The sequence below is a fragment of the Pseudomonas putida genome (assembly GCA_041071465.1).
GTDB lineage: Bacteria > Pseudomonadota > Gammaproteobacteria > Pseudomonadales > Pseudomonadaceae > Aquipseudomonas > Aquipseudomonas putida_P.
The window spans coordinates 1,426,507-1,446,394 of record CP163498.1 but is presented as its reverse complement, the minus strand read 5'-3'; the positions used below and the strand labels follow the sequence as shown (position 1 = coordinate 1,446,394).

The 19,888-nt window shown below is 61.0% G+C and carries 17 protein-coding genes and 2 pseudogenes; 7 read left to right on the top strand and 12 right to left on the bottom strand.

Annotated elements, in window-relative coordinates:
- Nucleotides 1–64: 64 nt before the first annotated feature.
- The gene (locus tag AB5975_06715) at nt 65–766 is read right to left on the bottom strand and encodes a FadR/GntR family transcriptional regulator (GenBank protein ID XDR21542.1); all 702 of its coding nucleotides are present in this window, start codon (nt 764–766) and stop codon (nt 65–67) included.
- 260 nt (nt 767–1,026) lie between these two features.
- Between AB5975_06715 and AB5975_06710 the strand changes: the two genes are divergently transcribed.
- The 4 genes and pseudogenes from AB5975_06710 (at nt 1,027) to AB5975_06695 (ending at nt 6,182) form a co-directional block, all read left to right on the top strand.
- Nucleotides 1,027–2,379, top strand: a complete 1,353-nt coding sequence (locus AB5975_06710; protein ID XDR21541.1) for an MFS transporter — start codon at nt 1,027–1,029, stop codon at nt 2,377–2,379.
- Between the two features lie 19 nt (nt 2,380–2,398).
- Nucleotides 2,399–3,754, top strand: a complete 1,356-nt coding sequence (gene gudD / locus AB5975_06705) for a glucarate dehydratase (protein XDR21540.1) — start codon at nt 2,399–2,401, stop codon at nt 3,752–3,754.
- Nucleotides 3,755–4,141: 387 nt separating this feature from the next.
- The gene (locus AB5975_06700; protein ID XDR21539.1) at nt 4,142–5,461 is read left to right on the top strand and encodes an amino acid permease; all 1,320 of its coding nucleotides are present in this window, start codon (nt 4,142–4,144) and stop codon (nt 5,459–5,461) included.
- A gap of 110 nt (nt 5,462–5,571) precedes the next feature.
- A pseudogene (locus AB5975_06695) lies at nt 5,572–6,182 on the top strand (PDDEXK nuclease domain-containing protein).
- 7 nt (nt 6,183–6,189) lie between these two features.
- On the opposite strand, the gene AB5975_06690 reads toward AB5975_06695, so the two are convergent.
- Complete coding sequence (locus tag AB5975_06690; protein ID XDR21538.1) at nt 6,190–7,059, bottom strand: LysR family transcriptional regulator; 870 nt, start codon at nt 7,057–7,059, stop codon at nt 6,190–6,192.
- 126 nt (nt 7,060–7,185) lie between these two features.
- On the opposite strand from AB5975_06690, the gene AB5975_06685 reads away from it, so the two are divergent.
- Nucleotides 7,186–8,730 (top strand): MFS transporter, encoded by a 1,545-nt coding sequence (locus AB5975_06685; protein XDR21537.1) that lies wholly within the window; start codon nt 7,186–7,188, stop codon nt 8,728–8,730.
- Nucleotides 8,731–8,849: 119 nt separating this feature from the next.
- Nucleotides 8,850–11,243: a TonB-dependent siderophore receptor gene (locus AB5975_06680; protein XDR21536.1), complete on the top strand. Its 2,394-nt coding sequence runs from the start codon at nt 8,850–8,852 to the stop codon at nt 11,241–11,243.
- Nucleotides 11,244–11,341: 98 nt separating this feature from the next.
- On the opposite strand, the pseudogene AB5975_06675 reads toward AB5975_06680, so the two are convergent.
- A pseudogene (locus AB5975_06675) lies at nt 11,342–12,216 on the bottom strand (WYL domain-containing protein).
- A 119-nt stretch (nt 12,217–12,335) separates the two neighbouring features.
- On the opposite strand from AB5975_06675, the gene AB5975_06670 reads away from it, so the two are divergent.
- Nucleotides 12,336–12,596 carry a hypothetical protein gene (locus AB5975_06670; GenBank protein XDR22931.1) on the top strand — a complete coding sequence of 87 codons (261 nt, stop codon included), beginning with the start codon at nt 12,336–12,338 and terminating at the stop codon, nt 12,594–12,596.
- A gap of 109 nt (nt 12,597–12,705) precedes the next feature.
- On the opposite strand, the gene AB5975_06665 is transcribed toward AB5975_06670, so the two are convergent.
- From AB5975_06665 to AB5975_06625, 9 genes are all read right to left on the bottom strand, one after another.
- On the bottom strand, nt 12,706–13,602 hold the full coding sequence (locus AB5975_06665) for a hypothetical protein (GenBank protein XDR21535.1): 897 nt from the start codon (nt 13,600–13,602) through the stop codon (nt 12,706–12,708).
- The gene (locus tag AB5975_06660; protein ID XDR21534.1) at nt 13,496–14,341 is read right to left on the bottom strand and encodes a DUF3944 domain-containing protein; all 846 of its coding nucleotides are present in this window, start codon (nt 14,339–14,341) and stop codon (nt 13,496–13,498) included. The genes AB5975_06665 and AB5975_06660 overlap by 107 nt, the downstream gene beginning before the upstream one ends.
- Nucleotides 14,342–14,351: 10 nt before the next feature.
- Complete coding sequence (locus AB5975_06655; GenBank protein XDR21533.1) at nt 14,352–14,681, bottom strand: YkgJ family cysteine cluster protein; 330 nt, start codon at nt 14,679–14,681, stop codon at nt 14,352–14,354.
- Nucleotides 14,674–16,038, bottom strand: coding sequence for a GTP-binding protein (locus tag AB5975_06650; protein XDR21532.1), 1,365 nt, complete (start codon nt 16,036–16,038; stop codon nt 14,674–14,676). The genes AB5975_06655 and AB5975_06650 overlap by 8 nt, the downstream gene beginning before the upstream one ends.
- Nucleotides 16,005–16,307 (bottom strand): GTPase, encoded by a 303-nt coding sequence (locus AB5975_06645; protein ID XDR21531.1) that lies wholly within the window; start codon nt 16,305–16,307, stop codon nt 16,005–16,007. Before AB5975_06645 ends, AB5975_06650 begins: the two co-directional genes overlap by 34 nt.
- Entirely contained in the window at nt 16,304–18,067 is a 1,764-nt protein-coding gene (locus AB5975_06640; protein XDR21530.1) for a dynamin family protein, read from the bottom strand. The genes AB5975_06645 and AB5975_06640 overlap by 4 nt, the downstream gene beginning before the upstream one ends.
- A gap of 7 nt (nt 18,068–18,074) precedes the next feature.
- Nucleotides 18,075–18,668 carry a hypothetical protein gene (locus tag AB5975_06635; GenBank protein XDR21529.1) on the bottom strand — a complete coding sequence of 198 codons (594 nt, stop codon included), beginning with the start codon at nt 18,666–18,668 and terminating at the stop codon, nt 18,075–18,077.
- Nucleotides 18,669–18,679: 11 nt separating this feature from the next.
- Entirely contained in the window at nt 18,680–19,549 is an 870-nt protein-coding gene (locus AB5975_06630) for a GTPase (protein ID XDR21528.1), read from the bottom strand.
- An 84-nt stretch (nt 19,550–19,633) separates the two neighbouring features.
- Nucleotides 19,634–19,867 (bottom strand): hypothetical protein, encoded by a 234-nt coding sequence (locus tag AB5975_06625; GenBank protein XDR21527.1) that lies wholly within the window; start codon nt 19,865–19,867, stop codon nt 19,634–19,636.
- Nucleotides 19,868–19,888: the final 21 nt, after the last annotated feature.

Sequence of the window (19,888 nt, the reverse complement as noted above, 5' to 3'; positions counted from 1 at the left end):
TTCGCGGCCCTTTTCGCGACACAAGGCCGCTCCTACACAGGGGGATGCGCCAGTCGGATGATTATCAACCTGGCAGCAACCGGTCGCGGCTGTTGGACAGGTGCAGGCACACAGCCGCCCGCGCCGCATCCGGGTCTTGTCGGCGGATGGCATTGAGGATCGCCTCGTGCTCCAGGTTGGCCAGGTAGGCTTGCCGCGCCAGCTTGGCCCCGGAGCGTTCGGCCAGGGCCATGCGGTTACGCGGGATCAGGCCGTTGCCTAGCTGCAGCAGCATCTCGGTGAAATACAGGTTGCCAGTGGCCTCGGCAATCAGCAGGTGAAAGCGCCGGTCGGCTTCGATGCAACTGTCGCCAGCTGCGGCCAGGTCCTGGTAGTCATCCAGCGCCTGGCGCATGCGTGCCAGCTGCCCCTCGTCACGGCGCAGCGCGGCCAATGCGGCGGCCTGACCCTCCAGGCCAATACGCAGTTCCAGCAGATCACGCACATTCGCCGCGCTTTCCGCCGCCACGCGCAGGCCGGCCTGGGCCTGGCGCTCCATCACGAACGTACCGATACCGTGGCGCGGCTCCACCAGCCCCGAAGCTTGCAACTTGGACAAGGCTTCGCGCACCACCGTGCGGCTGACTCCGTGCTCGCGCACCAGGGTGTTTTCCGAGGGCAACTTGTCGCCCGGTTTGAAGGTGCCCAGCAAAATGTGCTGGGTCAGGCTGGAAACCAGGTCATGAGCGCGGCTGTGGCCGCGTTTACGGGCGTGTTCGGGTTCCATGTGCCATCCGCTGACTGTTGTACTTGTACGACAAGTTAATCGATAGAAATATTTTTTGCTGGTTTTTCACGTGATCAAGTCAACGCGTAGGTTAAGTGTTTTTGCATAATCGAAGCAGATTGCCATTGTGATGGCTTGTATTTTGAGGATTTACCGACGTTAGTGAGCTTGTCGTACAACTGCGCGGCGCATATGCTCACCCCCACTGCCATGTCAGACAACCTCGACCCGCACAAAAACAATTAGTGGGAGATCCGCAAGTGAACGACACCCTCGCTCCGTCTGGCCGACATGACGGCGACGCGTTGGCCAGCGCCGTGGCCAAGGTCAAGCGCCACGTACTGCCGCTGTTCGTCATCATGTTCATCGTCAACTACCTCGACCGCGTCAACATCGGCTTTGTCCGCCCGCACCTGGAAAGTGACCTGGGCATCAGCGCTGCGGCCTTCGGCTTTGGCGCCGGCTTGTTCTTCATCGGCTACGCACTGTTCGAAGTGCCCTCCAACATGCTGCTGCAAAAGGTCGGTGCCCGCCTGTGGCTGACCCGCATCATGTTCACCTGGGGGCTGGTGGCCACGGCCATGGCCTTTGTGCAGAACGAAACCCAGTTCTATGTGCTGCGCTTTCTACTGGGTGTGGCCGAAGCGGGGTTCTTCCCAGGGGTGATCTACTACTTCACCCGTTGGTTGCCGGCTGCCGAGCGCGGCAAGGCCATTGCCATCTTCCTCAGCGGTTCGGCACTGGCTTCGTTGATTTCCGGGCCGCTGGCCGGGGCGCTGATGCAGCTTCAGGGCTTGGGCCTGCATGGCTGGCAGTGGATGCTGTTCATCGAAGGCATGGCCTCGGTGGTGCTGTGCTTCTTCGTGTTCTTCTGGCTCGACTCCAAGCCGCAAGATGCCAAGTGGCTGAGCAAGGCCGAACAGGACGCACTGGTCGCCACCATCGACCGCGAGCAGCAAGCACGCGAGGCCGTTGGCGCTGTCAAACCGTCGGCCTGGAGCCTGCTCAAGGACCGCCAGATCGTGCTGTTCTGCCTGATCTACTTCTGCATCCAGTTGACCATCTATGCCGCCACGTTCTGGCTGCCGAGCATCATCAAGCGCATGGGCGATCTGAGTGACATGCAGGTCGGGTTCTTCAACTCGATCCCGTGGCTGATCTCGATCCTGGCCATGTACGCCTTCGCCGCCGGTTCCACACGCTGGAAATTCCAGCAGGCCTGGGTGGCGGGTGCCCTGCTGGTCGCCGCCATCGGCATGTTCATGTCCACTACCGGTGGGCCGGTGTTCGCCTTCGTCGCGGTGTGCTTCGCCGCGATTGGCTTCAAGTCGGCGTCGTCGCTGTTCTGGCCAATCCCCCAGGGCTACCTGGATGCCCGTATCGCGGCAGCGGTCATTGCCCTGATCAACTCGGTCGGCAACCTCGGCGGCTTCGTCGCCCCCACCACCTTTGGCCTGCTGGAGCAGCAAACCGGCTCGATCCAGGGTGGGCTGTACGGCCTGGCGGTAACCTCGGTGCTTGCAGCCATCGCCATCTTCTTCGTACGCATGCGCCCCAAAGGCGCCCCTTCCGATGACCTCAAGGCCCCTTCGGCCCTGGGCCAGACCCACTGATGACTGCGAGACAACAACCATGAACATGCAGACCAACCCAGCCGTTCACACCAGCACCCCGGTGGTCACCGACCTGCGCGTGATCCCCGTCGCCGGCCATGACAGCATGCTGCTCAACCTCAGTGGCGCCCATGGCCCGTACTTCACCCGCAACGTGGTGGTGCTGCGCGACAGCGCCGGCAACACCGGCCTTGGCGAAGTGCCCGGCGGCGAGAAGATTCGCCAAACCCTGGAGGACGCCCGCAGCCTGGTGGTCGGCCAGCCAATCGGCCATTACCAGCGTGTGCTCAATGCCATGCGCCACACCTTTGCCAACCGCGACTCGGCCGGCCGTGGCCTGCAAACCTTCGACCTGCGCATCACCGTGCACGCGGTGACCGCCATCGAGTCGGCGCTGCTCGACCTGCTCGGCCAGCATCTGAACGTGCCGATGGCGGCACTGCTGGGCGAGGGGCAGCAACGCGATGCAGTGAAGATGCTCGGTTACCTGTTCTATATCGGCGACCGTCAGCAGACCGACCTGGCTTACCGCAACGAAACCGATAGCGATGAAGACTGGTTCCGCCTGCGTCACGAAACGGCGCTGACCACAGAGGCGGTGGTACGTCTGGCCGAGGCCGCCAAGGCGCGTTATGGCTTCAGCGACTTCAAGCTCAAGGGCGGGGTATTGCGCGGCGAAGAAGAGATGGACGCGGTAACGGCCTTGGCCGAGCGCTTTCCCGAAGCGCGCATCACCCTCGACCCGAACGGCGCCTGGTCATTGCAAGAGGCCATTGCCCTGTGTCGCGACAAGCACGGCGTGCTGGCCTACGCCGAAGACCCGTGCGGTGCCGAGAACGGTTACTCGGGCCGTGAAGTGATGGCCGAGTTTCGCCGCGCCACTGGTCTGCCCACCGCCACCAACATGATCGCCACCGACTGGCGACAGATGGGCCATGCCATCCAGTTGCAGTCGGTGGACATCCCGCTGGCCGACCCGCACTTCTGGACTTTGCAGGGTTCGGTGCGGGTGGCGCAGATGTGCAACGACTGGGGGCTGACCTGGGGTTCCCACTCCAACAACCACTTCGACATTTCGCTGGCGATGTTCACTCAGGTGGCGGCTGCGGCGCCGGGTGAGATCACCGCCATCGACACCCATTGGATCTGGCAGGACGGCCAACGCCTGACCCGCGAGCCGCTGCGTATTGTCGACGGGCATGTGCGGGTGCCGGCGCGGCCAGGGCTGGGGGTGGAGTTGGATGAAGACCAACTGGCCAAGGCGCATGAGTGCTACCGCAACATGGGCCTTGGCGCGCGGGATGACAGCGTGGCGATGCAGTACCTGATACCGGGGTGGTGCTTCGATAACAAGCGGCCTTGCCTGGTTCGTTAAGGCGGGTTCAAGACTTTGCAAGGAAGGCCTCGGGAAACCGGGGCTTTTTTGTATCTGACCGATAGGGCCAGTGCAGGCAACACACATCCAAATGAAAAACAAAAGCGCCAAACGGCCCGGTGACGCGATCGGGCATGCCATTCGCGACATCTGGCGTTAATGGAAACGCCCTGTCGTGATCGAACAGTTCCGGGGCGTTCTCGTGTAATTACCCACAGCCATGCGGGGCTTAAATGAAGCCCGTCCTGCACTGACAGCTGCTCTGTGATGCGTGCCAAAGATCAACAACAGAACGCGAGTAAGCTGTCGACTTATTGAATTCAAAGGAGATATTTTCGCCTACGCCTGCCCGTCCATCCTTGTGTCAGCAAAAAGAGAACAACATCAATGAACACCGTGGGATCTGATGGCAACCTTGCACAAGGTTTCAAGCCACGTCATGTAACGATGCTGTCCATCGCCGGCATCATCGGCGCCGGACTTTTCGTAGGCTCCGGCCATGCCATCGCGGCAGCCGGGCCAGCAACCATAATTTCCTATTTCGTGGCCGGGACCCTGGTGGTACTGGTCATGCGCATGCTCGGCGAAATGGCCGTGGCACACCCTGACACCGGATCGTTTTCCACCTATGCCGACCAGGCCATTGGCCGCTGGGCCGGGTACACCATCGGCTGGTTGTACTGGTGGTTCTGGGTGCTGGTCATCCCTATCGAAGCGCTGGCCGCCGGGCATGTGCTGAACGCCTGGTTCCCGCAGGTGGACAGCTGGATCTTCGCCTTGGCTTCGGTGCTGTTGCTGGCCGGTACCAACCTGTTCAGTGTGGCCAAGTACGGCGAGTTCGAGTTCTGGTTCGCCATCCTCAAGGTCACCGCCATTCTGGGTTTCATCGGCCTGGGTTTCGCCGCGCCGAAGGGCTGGTCGGCCGTGGTCGGTGCGTTCATTACCGTGATGTTCAGCTTCATCGGCACCGAGGCGGTGACCATCGCGGCCTCCGAGTCCAGCGACCCATCGCGCAACATCGCCAAGGCCACCCGCTCGGTGATCTGGCGTATCAGCACCTTCTACATCCTGTCGATCTTCGTGATCATCTCGGTGGTGCCGTGGAACGACCCGCAGCTGGCGGTGGTGGGTTCGTACCAGCGTGCGCTGGAAATCATGAACATCCCCAACGCGGCGTTCATGGTCGACCTGGTGGTGCTGGTGGCCGTGACCAGTTGCATGAATTCGTCGATCTACATCGCTTCGCGGATGATGTACTCGCTGGCCAAGCGCGGTGACGCCCCGGCCTTCCTCAACAAGACCTCCAAGGTCGGTGTACCGCGTGCCGCGGTGTTCGGCAGCACGCTGATCGGTGCGGCCATCGCTGTGCTCAACTACTTCGCGCCGAAGGGTGTGTTCGAGTTCCTGCTGGCAAGCTCCGGCGCCATTGCCTTGCTGGTGTACATGGTCATCGCCATCTCGCAGCTGCGTATGCGCCGCCGCCTGGAGCGGGAAAACACCGAGCTGAAGTTCCGCATGTGGCTGTTCCCGTACCTGACCTGGGCGGTGATCATCTTCATTGCCGGGGCGCTGGCGGTGATGATGTACACGCCTGAGCACCGGGCGGAAGTGAGTTCCACGTTGGGCCTGGCGATCGTGATTTCCTTCCTGGGGATCGTGACCTCGCGGGGCCATGCGCAACCGGTGGGGGCGCGGTCGATGGGGTGATTGAGTTCACCGGGTGGTAGGGCAAAGGGCACTCGTGGATGGGTGCCCTTTGTTTTTTGAAACACTTGTTTGGCAGCACGAGCGGTCGGCGTGGGGCTTGCCAGGCGTAGACGCGGCGTGAGCTTGAGCGTCAACTTAAAGCCGCTCTGTATGAGCGCTGCGTTGCTAACCCGGCAAAAGTTTCGGCAGCGCTGAGGCAGAACTATCCTGCGGCCATGGACGTTTTTCGGGATACCTACATGGTCGAATTTCTTGGTCTGCCTGGTGTGCATGCCGAATCAGACCTGCATTGCGCATTGATGGACCGGCTCAAACAGTTCCTGATCGAGCTGGGCCGGGATTTCTGCTTCGTCGGCTCACAATACCCGCTTCAGGTCGGCGGCCGTGACTTCGCACTCGACTTGCTGTTCTTCCACCGTGGCCTCAACTGCCTGGTAGCGATCGAACTGAAAGTCGGTCGCTTCGAGCCAGAGTACCTGGGCAAGCTGGATTTCTATCTTGAAGCACTGGACTGCAATGAGCGTAAGCCTCATGAAAACCCGGCCATCGGTGTGTTGCTATGCGCCAGCAGAGACGACGAGGTGGTTGAGTACGCACTCAATCGCTGTTTGTCCCCGCGCTGATTGCCGAGTATCAAACGCGCTTGCCAGACAAGGCACTGCTGCAAGCCAAGCTGCATGAGTTCTATGCCTTGGGTACTGCAGACGATCCGAGCGTTTGAGCAGCCATCAAGTGCCGCCCATCACGCTTTGCACATACCGCATCACTGCCGGCGCTTTTTCGAAGCGTCGATGGATCAGGCTCAGCCACGAGCTGGCCTGGCAGTCGACTATTCGCCGGAAGTTCACCTGCGGCAGGCTAATGCGCTGCACGACCGATTCCGGGACCACGGCAATGCCTTGGCCAAGGGACACCAGGGTAATCACCGCCACCAGGCTGCCAGGTTGCGGGCCGAGCCGTGGCACGAAACCACCTTGCGCGGCCACCTCCAGCGTGCCGGAGATCTGCTCGGGCAGGATGAAGGTTTCATTGGCCAGGCGCGCGGCCGGGATCTGTGGTACTTCATTGATGCGCGAGCTGGCGGGCAGGGCGAGCACGAAGCCTTCCTGGCGCAAGGCAATGGCTTCGAGCGCTTCCGGCAGCTCCATGGGCGAGCGCACATAGGCCAGGTCGAGCAGGCCATCGCGAACCATGCCGGGCAGATCGGCCATGGGCAGTTCGCGGATATTCAGGCGCACGCCGGGGCAGGTTTCGCTGTAGTGGCTGACTTGCTGCTGAAGCATGCCCGAGTAGGCGGCCGAGGCCACGTAGCCCAGCTCGATGCGCCCGCTTTCGCCACGGGCGGCGCGCTGCGCGCCCAGTTGTGCGGCGTCGAACTGGCGCACGGCCTGTTCAGCCTCGATCAACAGCGCCTGGCCGGCGGCGGTAAGGTTGACCTCGCGCTGGTTACGCTCGAACAGGCGCACGCCCAGCTCGCGCTCCATGTCCTGGATCTGCCGGCTGAGGGTGGGCGGGGCGATGCCCAGTTGCTCGGCGGCCCGGGTGAAATGGCCGTGGCGGGCGACGCAGAGGAAGTAGCGGAAATGGCGGATTTCCATGGGTGTTACCTACAGGGTAATGACGCAGGCCGCCGGGGCTAACAAGGCTTGGTGTTGGCGGCGTTATGGTGGGGTCAACACTACAAGGCTGGCGCTGATACGACCAGCCTGCTTCTGGAGCCTGCCATGCCTGCCCCTTCAGCACGCTTTACCTTGCTTACCGCTTCCCTGGTCTGCGCCCTGATCATCCTCGACACCAACATTGTTGCGGTCAGCCTGCCCAGTATCGCGCGAGACCTGTCCGGCTCGTTCGCCGACATCGAATGGGTAGTCAGCGCCTACCTGCTGGCCTTCGCCGCTTGCCTGTTGCCCGCCGGTAGCCTGGCCGACCGCTTCGGCCGGCGGCGCATGCTGCTGCTCGGCCTGGTGCTGTTCGGCGTGGCTTCGCTGGCCTGCGGTGCGGCGCCCAGCCTGCTGTTTCTCGACCTGGCCAGAGCCGCCAAGGGGGTAGGCGCTGCGTTGCTGCTGACCTCGGCCCTGGCGGCGATTGGCAACCGGTTCCATCAGCCACAAGAACGCATGCGTGCCTGGGCCTTCTGGGGCGCCTGCATGGGCGCCACCATCACCTTCGCGCCGCTGCTGGGCGGGGTGATTGCCAGTACCTTGGGCTGGCGCTGGATCTTCTACATCAACCTGCCGCTGGTGGCACTGCTGGCGGTAATGGTCATGCGCAGTATCGAAGAGTCTCGGGACAGTGCGGCGGCACGCCTGGACCCTTGGGGCAGCCTGACCTTCGCCGGCAGCCTGGGCTACCTGATCTGGGCGATGATCGATGCCAACCAGGTGGGCTGGGGCAGTGCGCAAACCCTTGGCCGGTTGGTGATCAGCGCCTTTCTGTTCAGCCTGTTCATCATGGTCGAGCGCAGCCAGCAGCGGCCGATGATCGACTTGCAACTGATGCGTAGCGGGCGTTTTGTAGGGGCTCTGCTGGGCATGTTTGCCTACGCCGCCTGCGCCCAGGTGATGATGACCCTGCTGCCGCTGTATTTGCAGAACGGCCTGCAACTGTCGGCCCTGGCCGCGGGGGCGGGCATGTTGCCGTTCGCCGTTGCCATGCTGCTGACGCCGCGCCTGGGCATGCGCCTGGCTGCCCACTGCAGCCCGGCGCAGGTGTTTGCGCTGGGCCTGGTGCTGGTGGGCACGGGCAACTTGCTGTGTGCCTGGGCCACGCGCCACGGCGGTTATGGGGCATTCGCCCTGGCCAGCGTGGTGTTGGGGGCGGGCGCCGGGCTGCTCAATGGCGATACGCAGAAAAACATCATGGCCTGCGTACCGCGTGAGCGTACCGGTATGGCCTCGGGCCTGAGCACCACCACGCGGTTTGGTGCGATCGTGCTGGCCATTGGTGTGCTCGGGGGTGTGCTCGCTGCCCGTAGCGGGCAGTTGCTGCAGGAGGCCATGGCCACTGTGGCACCCGCACAATCGAGCCAGGTTGCCGCGATGGCCACGCGGGTTGCAGCGGGCGACTTGCAGGCGGCGCTGGCCCTGCTTGAGCCAGGCTTGCGTGAGGCGGTGACGCCATTGGCCCGCCAGGCATTCATGGGCGGTTTCGAGGCTGTGTTACAGGTCGCGGGTGTGGCGGCGTTGCTGTTTGCGCTGCTGGTCGGCGTGTTGCTGAGCCGGCCACTGCCTGCCATGCAGGAGGGGCTGATGGCCGAAGGGCGACCTTGAAACGGCCAGGGTCCGTGCAACGATCTAAAAATAAATGAGGTGTTTTATCATTCTCGTTCGGCTTGTAGAGAAGGCCGGAATACAGGCCAGCCCGCCGACCCCTCTACGGAGCGAGAAAAATGAGTTCGACCCCGGTTCCACAGCGCCACCCATTGAGTCGTGCTGTGCACGGTGCTTTCCTGGGCCTGGTTGTCAGTAGCTGTGCGCTGCCTGCCCTTGCGCAATCTGCAACTGCTGAACACAGCAACCAGGCGCAGCAATGGAACATTCCTGGCGGCCCACTGGCGCCGGCGCTTGACCGCTTTGCACGCCAGGCGGGCATTAGCCTGTCCTTCGACGCGCAGCGCATAGCCGACCGCAACACGGCAGGTGTGCAAGGTACGCTGGGCACGTCGGCGGCTCTCTCGCAGTTGTTGCAGGGGACCGAGCTTCAGGCGCAGCAGCAAGGCCCCAGTGCTTACCTGGTGGTACCGCAGCCCAAGCCTGCCGGCCCGCTGGAGCTGGGGGCGACCGAGGACTACCGCCTGGCGCCCGTCATCATCAATGCCAAGGTCAAAGCCAGCGCCGACGAAGACAGCAACTCGGTGGTTGCCAAGGAGCTGTGGGTAGGCGGCAAGGTGGCGACCAGCATCCTCAACACGCCAGCCTCCGTGTCTGTGGTGACCAACAAGGAAATGCAGCAGCGCAGCGTCAGCACCACCGAAGAGGCGCTGCAGTACACCCCCGGCGTGGTCAGCGACTACTACGGTTCGGACGACCGCAACGATTACTTCCTGATCCGCGGCTTTCAGGCCACCACCTACCGTGACGGCCTGACCCTCAGCTCGATGCGCGGTGTGCGTGAAGACCCTTACGCCTACGAGCGCATAGAAATTCTGCGTGGTGCCAACTCCACGCTGTTCGGCCCGGCAGACCCAGGTGGCTCGGTCAACTTCGTGACCAAGCAACCGCGCTTCGAGAAGTTTGGCCAGGGCTACGTGACCTACGGCTCCTACAACCATGCCGAAACCGGTATCGATGTAGGTGATGCCTTGAACGACGAGCAAACCCTGGCCGGCCGCTTCACGGCCAAGATGCAGAACAGCGACCGCGAGTACGACCACTCCCAGGACGACAACCGGTTCGTGATGGGCGGCCTGACCTGGGCGCCCACCGACTTTACCTCGGCCACCATGGTGCTCGACTACCTGAAAACCGATAGCTCGCCGAACAGTGGCGGCTACCCGCTGGACAAGGAATACGACCGCAGCGATTTCTATGGCGAGCCCAGCTACAACTTCCACAATGTGGAGCGCACCAGCCTCAGCGGCAACATCACCCACGACTTCGACAATGGCTTCGTATTGCGCAGCAACCTGCGTTACAGCGAGCTGAGCGATGACTTTGGCTACGCGTACCTGAGCGACAGCACCTCGCGTGTCGGCACTACGATTCCACGCTACATCTTCGGCACCGACAGTGATGCTGATCAGCTCAATGGCAACCTGATGCTGCAGTACGATGCCCAATTCGAGCATATCGACAGCAGCACCCTGGTGGGCGTGGAGTACCTCGACTCGACGTCCAAGCAGAGTTCGGTCTACGGCCTGGCGCCTTCCATCGACATCGCCAACCCGGTATTCACCGGCGTGCCAGGCGGCATCACGCCCTATACCCGCAAGAAGAATGATGCCACCACCAAGGCGGTGTTCCTGCAGCAGAACCTGTCGTTCTTTGACCGCGTCATCGCCACCGCAGGCGTGCGTAATGACTCGATGGACCTGTCCAGCAAGGAGTACATCGGTGGCGAGCAGACGGAAAAGGACAACTTCTCCGAAACCTCTTATCGCGCGGCACTGACCTATATCGTCAACGATGAAGTCTCTACCTATGTGAGCATGGTGGAGTCCGTATCACCCCCGCAAGTTGGCGTTACGCCGCAAACGGGCAGGCAGTATGAAGTGGGCGTGAAGTATTCGCCCTTGGGCATGGACGCACTGTTCTCGGCTGCCGTTTACGACCTGACCCAGGAGAACGTGACCATTGCCGTGGTGCTGCCAAGCGGCATCATCGAGCAGCAGACAGTGGGCGAGTCACGCGTGCGCGGTCTGGATCTGGAAGCCAAGGCGCAAGTCACGCAAGACATCAGCGTGATCGGTGCTTACTCCTACATGGAGTCCGAGGTGCTGCGCGGGTCGTTGTGGAACGGCGACTCGCTCAAGGGCAATGAATTTGCCACTGCACCGAAGCACACCGCATCGCTGTGGAGCTATTACGACGTACCGGGCACGGATGTGAGCGTGGGTCTGGGCGCGCGGTACGTGGGTGCCTACTACATGGATGCTGCCAACACCAAGAAGAGCGACGGCACAACACTGTTCGACGCGGCGCTGAACTACAAGATCGCCAAGGGGACCGACCTGGCGCTGAATGTCAGCAACCTGTTCGACGAGCAACATGTGGTTGGGTCGGGGACGGCGAACTACTACAACCCGGGGCGCGAAGTGACGGCCAAGTTGAGTTACAGCTGGTGAGGTGGGGCGGGCTGGCACGGGCTTCGCCCGTGTTCGCGGGCAAGCCCGCTCCCACAGAACAACACATGACGCGTTGCAGCTAGAGCAAGCGCCCTGCGTCAGTACTTCATCAACCACGGTTGCAGTTCCTGGAGGTTGCTCACCACCAGTTGCTGGGCCTCGGGCAGTATCGCCATGTTGCGGTGGTCGATTTGATACCGCTGCAACACATACTTCACCAATGCCCTGCGGCTAGGCACCACCAATTGGCCATCGGTCATGCCGAAGTCGGTTTCGATGATTGCCTGCTGCGCCGTGTTCAACCGCCCATCAGGCGCGAAGATGACCGGCACCTCGACATTCCAGTCTTCATCCTGCTCACGCGTGTTCGGCGACGCGTCGAGCAAGCCTGGCTGCCCACGCAGGCGGCTGAGGACGAAGTCGCGGTACTGGCCGTTCTTTTCGCAGTAGGCCCGCACGTGCCAGCGCATGCCGGTGTACACCAGCGTGTGCGGGGCGATCAGGCGCACCTCGACGTTGGGGGTGTTGAAGGATACGTATTCGGTTTCCAGGCGCAGGCCTTCACGGCAAGCCTTGAGCAATGGGCGCAGCACCTCTGGCCGAATAGGGCGGTCAGGCACCTCCAGTACACGGGGTGCGCGTAGGCCAGTGCCAACCCGTCGATGTGCGGCGCCCGTTCGTTGTTCTGGTAGAGCAGGTGCAGATAGGCGCTGGCGCTGTTATCGATGAACAGCGGCTCGAACTGCTCGCTCGGTACATAGCCCTTGATCTGCTTGTCATACGTCAAGTTTTCGGGCGCATGTTCGGTGATGTAGGTATTGATGTCCTTCGACGCCTGCTGGCGGCTGATGCCAAAGCTCTGCATCAGGTGGCCCGTGGTCAGCCGGCCTTCCCACCAGGCAACGGTTTCGATCAAACGATAGCGAAGTGCCAGGTCCCAGCGTACCTGCTCGATGGATTGCTTGCGTTTCATACCCTCTCCATGTGCGCGATTACTTTACCTGTATAAGTCTACATTCTAGACGTGTAGTTATGCATTACATATCTTTGGTTCGTCTTCGGAACGCTCCGAAGGTAGCAAAGGACATGAGCATGACGATGCCGGAAGTGGTTGCGACGGGTGCCTTGGTGGCGATGGGGATCATCTTGCTGGTGCTGATTCAGCAGGGGTTGAGGCTGGGCGAGCTGGGCAAGAAGGTGGAGCACTGCCAGAAGGATTTGCGCTGGTTGCAGATTTGGGAAATGGAGAACCGCGAGCTGAGGGCGGCGTTGCGGGCGGAGCGGGAACATGTGGGGCAGTTGCGGCGCAAGGTGGAAATCTTGCAGGGCATGACCCATGCGAATGAGCGTTGAGTATGGGCAAAACTGAACGGATTGGAGGCTGCTCAGGCGAGCCATGCTTGAACTGGCCGGGCATGGGGCTCATGTTCGAGCCCCTTATCAACGGTGCTGGCCAGTGAACTTACGCAGCTTCGAGCACTGCCATACGGCCATTGGGCAACGTGAGCAATAGTTGATTTTCTGTCGACTGAATCAGTTGCCGTGCCCTATCTTCGATGCGCTGCAGGACTACGGTCTTGTCGCCCATGTTTCCCCGCACCAACTCGCGATGTTGGGCATTGAGGAACCCCTTGTACTGTTGCATTGCACCCTGATACCGCTCTGCGCCATCTTCCAGTATCTGCTGGGCGAGCATCGGCTTGCCTACACGGGCGGCCAGCAAATATTCCGTGTGAATGCCCAGCGGCATGATCTCCAGCATCATGTGGGCGAAGTTGACCACCAGCTCGTAGTGCTTACTGCTTACCTCGCTGCTGTTTTGCGCCAATGCCAGGACGTTGTCGATGAACGACATCGCATGGTTACGCTTGGCTGCAGCTGATGCCAGCAAGGGGTAAGCCACATCCTTGATTTCGCTTGCCAGGCTGCGGTCTTTGAGCAAGGTGCGGGCGACTTCGATACTGCCGATGTAGTCGGTGACCTTGTCCATGTAATAGACGATGTTCTGGGTATGCAGCTCTTTGGCGATTTCGTCGACCGTGTTCTGAATCTTGTCGAGTTTTGCCGCCAGGTACTTGGTCTGGATGATCAGCGCCCCGAGAATCACGCAGGTGGACGCGGCGGTGGCCATGACGGTAGTCATCTGCGCGGCCTTGAGTGCTTCTTCGGCGGACTTGAACACGGCTTCTTTGAACGGCAGGTGCTGGATGACGCCCGTCTTGCCACTGCCCGCCGCGTAATACGCCACGCCGTCATGGATGACTGCCTTGCCTGCCGCCAGCGCATCCAGGAGGGGCTTCGAAAAGGCCGCCTCGTCGAGTACCCAGATTTTGCTCAGAAGTTCTGCTGCTGCCTGCATTAGAAGTGATCCTCTTTTCATACTGGCGCCGCATGAACGCGATTTGAATGACTGCCGGGATCGTGACCCGATAGGCCGTACCGCTGAGCAGAGGAACGGTCACAGCGATCGCTGCCAAAGGCCCGGCGATGGCCGCTACCGCGCGCCCGCCTACCAGCGCTGCAGCACCGCCGAGGGTCACCCCGATCGCATTGCTGAATGACGCAGTGGTACCCCTTGCAAGCCACGATGACCACTGCAGCGAACCCAGACCACCTGCACGAATGGCATTGATGATCGCGGCCAGCGGCAGCGCGCCGAGCGCGCCATTGAGGTTCATTTCCTCGGCTGTGCTACGCCGCTGTTCCGGCGACATTTGTTCCCAGCTCTTTTCTACCAGTTTTTCGATGAGCTGGTTTTCGATGGCGTAGGCGCTGGCTTTGCTGTCGTACTTCACATCGGTCTTGTCGCAGACGTCGCAGAGCATTTCCTTGTAGAGCACACCCTGACGGCGGAACAGGTTGACGATGGAGTCACCCGCGAAATGCTGCAACTCACCGGCAACCAGTTGCCAGCAGCGACGCCATTGATCTGGCTGGCCCTGCAGTTTCTTGAATTGCGGCTCATCGGCGATTTCGCTTGCTCTGCGCTTTTCTCCGTCCTTGTCGAACATGAGATAGGCCGCCAGGTTGCGGATGTCGTCTTCCCGGCAGTATTGCAGGAAGGCCAGGTCATCATCCGCGCGGTAGCTGATACCCATTCTGAAGTCCCTATGGTTGTGTAAAGCGGTTGTCTGTAGAAGCCAGGATTACCCGGGTGGCCTCGCCAGCGCCGAGCGCCTGCAATTGCTTGCACCCGGCTTCGTTCTTCTTGACGTACGTTTCCCAACTCATTGCCTGGCGATAATGCAGTTCGTACTGCCTATCGATGCGACAGGCGTCCGGCCGCTGGTCGTAGATGCGGCACCCGGCGTTGGCTTCATCCAGGTGCCGGCATACACCGTCGCCGCGGTCCATCACCGCGGTTTCAGCAAGCAAGTGCACACGTCGGCAGCATTCCATGCAGCGGCTGCAGGCAAAGGGCGTGGGGGTATCAGGCATACTCACCCATCGCGGCCTGGGCCTGGACCAACCGTTCACGGTCCTCGCTGAGACGGCGCTGGTCCTGGCCAAGGCTGCCACGCAGGCTCTGCAGTTTGTCCTTGATATCGGCAAAGTTGGTCTTCAGGTGACTATCGACCATGGCGTTCAGCGACCGCGAGAATTCCCAGGCCGTTTCGTCGGCGAATGCTTGGATTGCCTGTTCGCGGCGCTCGCGCTCCTGCTCCTCGCGTTTGGCTTGTTCTTCCAGTCGCTGCTGCTCAGGGTCGCCGGCAAAGGCGGAATACAGCGCACTGCCTACCTGGAAAGCAATACCGATGACGGGGATGACCTTACCGACGATCTGTTCGGCAACCTTGCCCATGGTGACCGGCCCGACCCCTTTGAACAGTGTCGGCAGCCACTGTTTGCCGACTTTCAGCGCGCTGACGACATGCTCGGCCTTGAGCATGCTGCTGGCCTGACGGACACCGGATTCGAGCAGGCTCAAGTCGACGCCCTGCGATGCGGGCAACTGGTTGGCGGGGGCCTGCGCTGTATCGAGGTCGGGTGCAGCCTGAGCGTTGTAAGCCTGTGGTTGTACCTGTACCTCTCGAATGACCTCGTCGAGCATCTCGGAGGCGTCCAGGCCCAGGCGGGTGAGTGCGTCTTCGAGCTCGCTGCAGACTTGTTCGTTGGCCTGCCCGATAAGCTGCTCGACCTTGCCTTGAGCGCCTTCGATGTTTTGGTTAAGCGCTGTGATCGTGCTCTTGGCAATGTAGGCGGCCTTGGCTTCGATCAGCGATTTCAAACCATGGCGAATATCGATTTCGCGGCGCGCGATCTCGCCATAGAAGGCGTCCAGGCGTTTGATCGCAGCTTGGTCCTGGCGTTTGTCCAGCTCGGCTACCGTTGCATCGAGGAAGCTGCGCAGTTCGTTAGCGACACGCGCCACGATTGCCTTCTGCTCCACGGATGCGAAGAACCCTTCCAGATCGCGTTCAAACTTTGGAAAGCCCGAGCTGTTCAGCAGGTTCTGCTTGTTCTCCAGTTTCGCCTTGAGCGCGGAGCGGGCGTTAACCTCGACGATCGGGATATGCCCCAGCACCTTCTGGGAGCCGGCCTTTTGTTGAATGCGCTCGCTGAGTTCGTCCTTGATGCGGGCCAGGTCGATCGGGTCGAAGCGGCTTTTGCAGTTGAGCACCAGAAAGATCATCTTGCCGGCAAGCACCAGTTCCAGCAGCACATCGAGGGTTTTTTCCTCCTCGACCACACCCAGCGGGTTGACCACGAAGATCACCACATCCGACTGCACCAGCTGTTCGCGCGTGATGGCCTCGTGCTCTAGCGGCGCGTCGATGCCGGGTGTATCGAGCACTTCGAAGTCCCCCAGCGATAGCCCTGCACACGGGCGGTCTCCGGCACATCGGCTACCGCAGCCAACTCTTTGCCAAGCAAGGCGTTGATCAGCGTGCTTTTACCGGCGTTATAGACGCCGTACACCATGATGCTCGCACCCGCTTGCGCCTTCTTCGCCCGGCTCAGTTCGCGAATGCTGGCGACAGTGTGCGGGTTGTAGGTTTCACACAGACCATCCACTTCGTCGTAGAGGGCTAGCAGTTGGGTCATCGGGCCTGGTTGAGTCATTGCGCGGTGCTCGTTTCAAGGGTTATGAGCGCCTGACGCAGGCGCTCCATTTCGATGGTCAGGATTTGGCAGTATTCGAGCATGGAGTCCCGTAGGGGATCGTAGATGCCACGTACCTGCTCGTTGAGGTAGGCAGGCAGGGCGTCGGCGTACTGCTCGAGAGCTGCCTGGCGTTGTTCTTCCAGGTTGTCGCCGACCACCACATTGTGTTTGGCGCGGATGGCCTCGGCGCTGCGACCAATCATGCTCGCGGCACTGCCCAGCGAAGCCCCGGCTGCGGCGCCTGCGGGGCCGCCGACGAAGAAGCCAATGACACCACCGACAACCGCCCCGCCCGCTCCCCAAGCGGTTTTGGTGCTGCTGCGAGTGCCGCTGATGTATTCCTTCTCGACCGTGACCTCGCGGTACGCCGGAATGGCGCCGATGCGGCTGGTATCGAAGGCACGTTGCAGCGCATTTTGCTGGCTTTCGCCGATACCCTTCATGGCCTCGCCGGTCAGGCGGCCCAGCAGGGTGGCCAGGCGCTCGCGCAGCTGAGGCTGTGCGTCGCCGGGGCGTGGCCCGTTGTAGAGCTGGTTGACGAAACTGCGCATTTCCGTGACGCCCTTCTGGCTCAGGGTCCGCAGCTCGCGCTCCACTGCCTGCTCCTGCTTCTGGATCTGCAGCTCGAACGTCTCGGTCAGTTCCTTGATCAAGCTCAGGTCGTCGCAGGTTTCAGCCACGGCCTTGCGCAGGTTGTTCAAGGGGGTGGTCAGCTTGAGGTTGAGACCTTCACCTTGCGACAGCGTCTTGAGGGTTTGGAACAGGGTGCCCAGGCCACTTTCCTGCAAGTGCGAGGGGTGGCGCTCGGCGAAGCGGGTCGAGATGGGCAGGATGCGGACATGGCTGGCAGCGTCCTTCTGCATCTCCACCAGGTTGCCGGTGACTTCCTGGATTTGCCGCTGCTGGGTTTCCTTGGATTTCATCAATACTTCGGTGACGAGTTGCCCATCATCGTCTTCGTCTTCTTCGGTGATATCGCTGCCGGTCAGCAGAATCATCAACGAGCGTTTGCCATCGAGCAGGCTCCTGACCTCGCTCATGTCCGACTGGCGGCCAGGCGCTTGCGAGTTCATGGTGTAGAGAATCAGGTCCGCCTGGTCGACATACTTGCGCGCCAAGTTGCCATTGGCCGCATTGGTGGAATGCAGCCCAGGCGAGTCGACCCAGGTGAACCCAGGCAGCTTGAATCCTTGAATCGAACTGGTGGCCTCAGTGGCACCGACCCTGAATTGCTTGGAGCTGCATGCCTCGCCTTCTTTGTCGCCACTGGCGACGTCGGTTCGGTCATGAGAAAAGTAAGTGGGTTTCAGCGTGGCCTGGGCTTTCAGTTGCGCAGTGGGTTCACTGTGCCCCCAAGCCACGTAGTTGCCCAGCGAGCTTTTGCCTGATTTGACCTTGCCGTACACGAACACCAGTAAGGAGTCGTTGAAGTTCTCACGAAAGACCGCGCCCTTCGCACGCACCTCGGCGCGCTCTTCCCAGACCATGAATTGGTCAGTCAGGCGCTGCGCCATCTGGGTCGCACCTTCCTTGAGCGGATTGTTGTCACTGACCGCGCTGGCCATGCTTTCGGTCTGCTGACGCAAGTGCTTTACAAAACCGGTGCGCAGCGTGTCGAAGCGTTGCTGAGCTTGCGCGAGGTTTTGCTTCTGGCTGGAGAATTGCCCCTGCAGTTGTTGAAAGACCTGCATCAATTCATCACGAGTAACGGTGCTCATCGATCTATCACGCCTTAAGCAGAAGTTGACGTTTCAGTTGCTGCAGGCGCTCGATACGTGCCTGGGCGACTTGCGCTTGGGCGAGCGCCGCCTGGTCGGAGGCAGATGCTTCGGCAGGCGCGGTCACGGATTCGAGCAGGTTCACGCCCTGCATGAAATGAACGATGTGCCCACCTTCCATAGTGGGCGACGCTTGGAGAATAGCTTTGACCGTCTTACCGTAATTGGACGTCGACGACGCGGTGCTGCGGATACGTTGTTCAAGCTGATCCCCCGTCACCCCTTCGAGCGTCAAGCGCGTCATCTTGGTTACGCCTTCAGAGACCGGGTTGTGCTTGTCCAGCGAGGCGGCCAGTGTCGATGCCGCCCCTCTGAGCTGGGCCTTGAGCTGTTCCCGCCGCTCGCCGGCCAGAGACTGGACGCGGGCTTTGAGGTTTTCTTGCTCGCGCAGGCGCTTGGCTTCCCGCTCCTGCTCAAGCCGCTCGCTATCGTCGTAGTGGGTGGTGGTGCTTGAAGACGAAGGGGTGTCGTCACTGACCGCTTTAGCAATGGCGGCGGCAGCAGCGACTGCCGCAACGCCGATCAACCAAGGTAGAGGCATTGCAAGTCTCCTTACTTGAGGCTGTCGAGTTTGGTGCGTGCTTTCTGCATGTCGGACGTATGGGTCTTGAAGGTCCGGCGAGCGCTGTCGATGTGCTCGACGAAGGCTTTGGCCTTGACCACATACGGCTCGGTGATCTGCTCGATCAGCTTGAGGTCCTGTTCAATCAATGCGTCGATACGCGTGCCCAGCTCCAAGGCGCGCCGTGCCAGGCGCTGTTGCCGGGCGTCAGCGAGCGACTTGGCGAGGCGCTTCGAAAGCGATTGCAGGTGTTGCGCCAGCTGTGGAATGCCGCTTTTTTCGCAGAGCCCTTGCTTGTTTTTCTCTACACCGCTTTTGAAACGCGTGTTGGAAATGACAAAGCATTCAGGCGCCGTGCCTAGATGGATCAGGGCCTGACGTTCGATGGTGTCCTTGACTGCGGCGAGGTCGGCGTCTTGCAGCTTGTCCAGCTGGCTGATCACCAACACCACGCGTTCACCCACGTCTTGGCCATAGGCGCTGCGCAACTGATCGAGCAGGGCCACTTCTTCCTGGTCAAGCTCACCAGGTGGGGCATGGACGAACAGCACGACATCAGCGGCATCAAGGCCCTGGTTCGCTTGCAGAGTGTCGTCCTGGTCATAGCCCAAGCCTGGGGTGTCCACTAGCACGTAGTGGTCTAGTTCCAGTGCCTGGTTGGTACGGGTGGTACGCACATCACCCGTTTGGAAATGCTCGTCGCTGGCATGGCCGCTGAGCATATTGAGCAGGGAGCTTTTCCCTGCTTTGACCAGGCCCCAGGCGGCAATGCGGGGCTTGGCCGGGGAAGCCTCGTCGCGCTGGCTGGCAAACAGCTGGTACTCCGCCTCCAGCGCCTCAAGTCGTTTGGTTCGGTCCATCAGTCAGCGTCTCCTGTCGCATCACTGTTGCTGCAGTGCATCAGCCCACTGCAAGGCTCCGGGTGCCGGCATGATGTCATATGGCTAGTAACTTTGCTGTTTGACTTTTGTTGGGCGGGAAGGGGCACTGCTATGGTCTTTTGCTGAAAGCGAACGGCTTGGGTGGGAACGGGGAATGACTGCAGCGATTACCGGCACCATCCGTTCGGTCGTCATGACTTTAGGCAGCAAGGTTTGGTCGAAAGTGACCATCTGGCCTTCGTGCAGCCCCTGCATTTTCTTCAGGTAAGTGGCGAAGGCTTTTTGGCTTTCGAGCATGGTGATAATCCTTTAAGTGCC

What these genes read in the sequence shown, in the direction of transcription:
- AB5975_06715 (XDR21542.1), bottom strand. Translation starts at nt 766, where the DNA reads ATGGAACCCGAACACGCCCGTAAACGCGGCCACAGCCGCGCTCATGAC.
- gudD (XDR21540.1), top strand. Translation starts at nt 2,399, where the DNA reads ATGAACATGCAGACCAACCCAGCCGTTCACACCAGCACCCCGGTGGTC.
- AB5975_06700 (XDR21539.1), top strand. Translation starts at nt 4,142, where the DNA reads ATGAACACCGTGGGATCTGATGGCAACCTTGCACAAGGTTTCAAGCCA.
- AB5975_06690 (XDR21538.1), bottom strand. Translation starts at nt 7,059, where the DNA reads ATGGAAATCCGCCATTTCCGCTACTTCCTCTGCGTCGCCCGCCACGGC.
- AB5975_06685 (XDR21537.1), top strand. Translation starts at nt 7,186, where the DNA reads ATGCCTGCCCCTTCAGCACGCTTTACCTTGCTTACCGCTTCCCTGGTC.
- AB5975_06680 (XDR21536.1), top strand. Translation starts at nt 8,850, where the DNA reads ATGAGTTCGACCCCGGTTCCACAGCGCCACCCATTGAGTCGTGCTGTG.
- AB5975_06670 (XDR22931.1), top strand. Translation starts at nt 12,336, where the DNA reads ATGACGATGCCGGAAGTGGTTGCGACGGGTGCCTTGGTGGCGATGGGG.
- AB5975_06665 (XDR21535.1), bottom strand. Translation starts at nt 13,602, where the DNA reads ATGCAGGCAGCAGCAGAACTTCTGAGCAAAATCTGGGTACTCGACGAG.
- AB5975_06660 (XDR21534.1), bottom strand. Translation starts at nt 14,341, where the DNA reads ATGGGTATCAGCTACCGCGCGGATGATGACCTGGCCTTCCTGCAATAC.
- AB5975_06655 (XDR21533.1), bottom strand. Translation starts at nt 14,681, where the DNA reads ATGCCTGATACCCCCACGCCCTTTGCCTGCAGCCGCTGCATGGAATGC.
- AB5975_06645 (XDR21531.1), bottom strand. Translation starts at nt 16,307, where the DNA reads ATGACTCAACCAGGCCCGATGACCCAACTGCTAGCCCTCTACGACGAA.
- AB5975_06640 (XDR21530.1), bottom strand. Translation starts at nt 18,067, where the DNA reads ATGAGCACCGTTACTCGTGATGAATTGATGCAGGTCTTTCAACAACTG.
- AB5975_06635 (XDR21529.1), bottom strand. Translation starts at nt 18,668, where the DNA reads ATGCCTCTACCTTGGTTGATCGGCGTTGCGGCAGTCGCTGCTGCCGCC.
- AB5975_06630 (XDR21528.1), bottom strand. Translation starts at nt 19,549, where the DNA reads ATGGACCGAACCAAACGACTTGAGGCGCTGGAGGCGGAGTACCAGCTG.
- AB5975_06625 (XDR21527.1), bottom strand. Translation starts at nt 19,867, where the DNA reads ATGCTCGAAAGCCAAAAAGCCTTCGCCACTTACCTGAAGAAAATGCAG.